Source organism: Citrobacter sp. NCU1 (genome assembly GCF_010231475.1).
Taxonomy (GTDB): Bacteria; Pseudomonadota; Gammaproteobacteria; order Enterobacterales; family Enterobacteriaceae; genus Citrobacter_D.
The window spans coordinates 1-2067 of sequence record NZ_NRDO01000134.1 but is presented as its reverse complement, the minus strand read 5'-3'; the positions used below and the strand labels follow the sequence as shown (position 1 = coordinate 2067).

The following is a 2067-nucleotide window of genomic DNA, read 5'->3' as shown; positions in this document are numbered from 1 at the left end:
CGCATCATTGCCGGCGTGAAGAAAGTTCTGGAATTTTAATCGTTATTTCTCATAGAGGAGGTTTTCGATCGTGACAAAATTCAATTACCCGTTCCCCGAGCTGGGCGAAGGCCTGCACGAAGGCGAAATCATCAAGATGCACATCAAGGCCGGGGATAAAGTAACCGACGAAGACATTATTATGGAAGTGCAGAACGACAAGGCGGTCGTCGAAGTTCCGTGTCCCGTTAACGGAACCGTTCTGGAAGTGTTGGCCAAGGACGGCGACGTGTTCCGCGTAGGCCAGACTGTTGCCGTTATCGACGCCGAAGGCGACATTCCGGAGCAGGAAGGCGGACATGCCGAGGAGCAGAGCGCGCAGGAAGCCGATTCGGCCAAAGGCAGTGCGGACACCGCTTCGTCTCCGGCTGCAGCCAGTCCAGCGGACGCAAAAGCAGGCGAAGCCGGCGGCGCGGAAGCCGTTCCGGCGCCGGACCGCGACGTTCTGGCTACGCCGAGCGTGCGCAAATTCGCCCGTGACAACAGCGTGGACATTTCTAAAGTGAATGGCAGCGGCAAAAACGGTAAAATCACCCGCGAGGACGTCGAAGCGTTCCTGAGCGGCGGTCAAGCAGCAGCTCCGGCAGCAGTGGAAGCGGCCTCCGAAGCGGCGCCAGCAGAGAAGGCGGCGGCTCCGGCGGCAGCAGCTGCCGGCAATGTGAGCCTTGAGGAAGAGCGCGTACCGTTCAAGGGTATCCGCAAAGCGATTGCGAACGCCATGGTTAAATCGGCTTATACCGCTCCGCACGTAACGATTATGGACGAAGTGGATGTAACCGAGCTGGTTGCTTTCCGCACACGCATGAAGCCTCTCGCCGAGAAGAAGGGTGTGAAGGTAACCTACCTTCCGTTCATCGTCAAAGCGCTTGTAGCGGCTTCCCGTCAGTTCCCGGCGCTTAATGCCACCATTGACGAAGAAGCGAATGAAATTGTGTACAAGAAATACTACAACATTGGTATTGCAACCGATACGGAGAACGGCCTGATCGTTCCGGTCATCAAGGATGCCGACCGCAAGAGCATCTGGATGATCGCCTCGGCGATCAGCGACCTGGCTGCACGCGGCCGTGAAGGCAAGCTGAGCCCGAACGAAATGAAGGGCAGCACGATTTCCATCACGAACATCGGCTCCGCCGGCGGTATGTTCTTTACGCCGATCATCAACTTCCCTGAAGTGGCTATTCTCGGAACGGGCCGCATCAGCGAGAAGCCGGTGGTGAAGAACGGAGAGATCGTAGCCGCTCCGGTTATGGCTCTGTCCTTAAGCTTCGACCATCGCATTATCGACGGCGCAACCGCGCAGAACTTTATGAACTACATTAAATCGCTGCTCGCAAATCCGGAGCTGCTGGTTATGGAGGTGTAATATATGGTAGTGGGAGACGCTTCACTCGATATTGATACATTGGTTATTGGTGCAGGTCCGGGCGGATATGTGGCAGCCATCCGGGCTGCCCAGCTTGGACAAAAAGTTCTCATCGTGGATAAATCCGAAGTCGGCGGCGTATGTCTGAATCGTGGGTGTATCCCGTCCAAAGCACTGATTTCGGCGGCTCACCAGTATGAATCCGCCAAGCACGGCGAAGCGTTCGGCATTAGCGCCGAGAACGTGAAGGTGGATTTCACCAAGACGCAGGAGTTTAAGACCAGCGTCGTCAAGAAGCTGACCGGCGGCGTCGCCAGTCTGCTGAAGGGCAACAAGGTTGAAATCTTCAACGGTGAATGCATGTTCATCAGCACAACGGAAGCGCGCGTATTCAACGACCATGAATCCCCGCGCTACCGCTTCAAGAACTGCATTATCGCGACCGGCTCCCGTCCGATCGAGCTTAAGCCTTTCCCGTTCGGCGGACGCATTCTGTCCTCCACCGAGGCGCTGGAGCTGCCGGAAATTCCGAAGAGCCTGATCGTCATCGGCGGCGGCTACATCGGCGCGGAGCTCGGTCAAATGTACTCCAAGTTCGGCACCAAAGTTACGATTATCGAAGGTATGGATACCGTACTGCCTGGCTTCGATAAAGACATGAC

General features: G+C 56.3%; 2 protein-coding genes. Both read left to right on the top strand.

Annotated features, from left to right (window positions below; genetic code table 11):
* Positions 1-70 precede the first annotated feature (70 nt).
* Complete coding sequence (locus CJP72_RS24905; protein WP_046723277.1) at positions 71-1405, top strand: dihydrolipoamide acetyltransferase family protein; 1335 nt, start codon at positions 71-73, stop codon at positions 1403-1405.
* Between the two features lie 3 nt (positions 1406-1408).
* On the top strand, positions 1409-2067 hold a 659-nt coding region (locus CJP72_RS24900; RefSeq protein ID WP_162383898.1), incomplete at its 3' end, for an FAD-dependent oxidoreductase.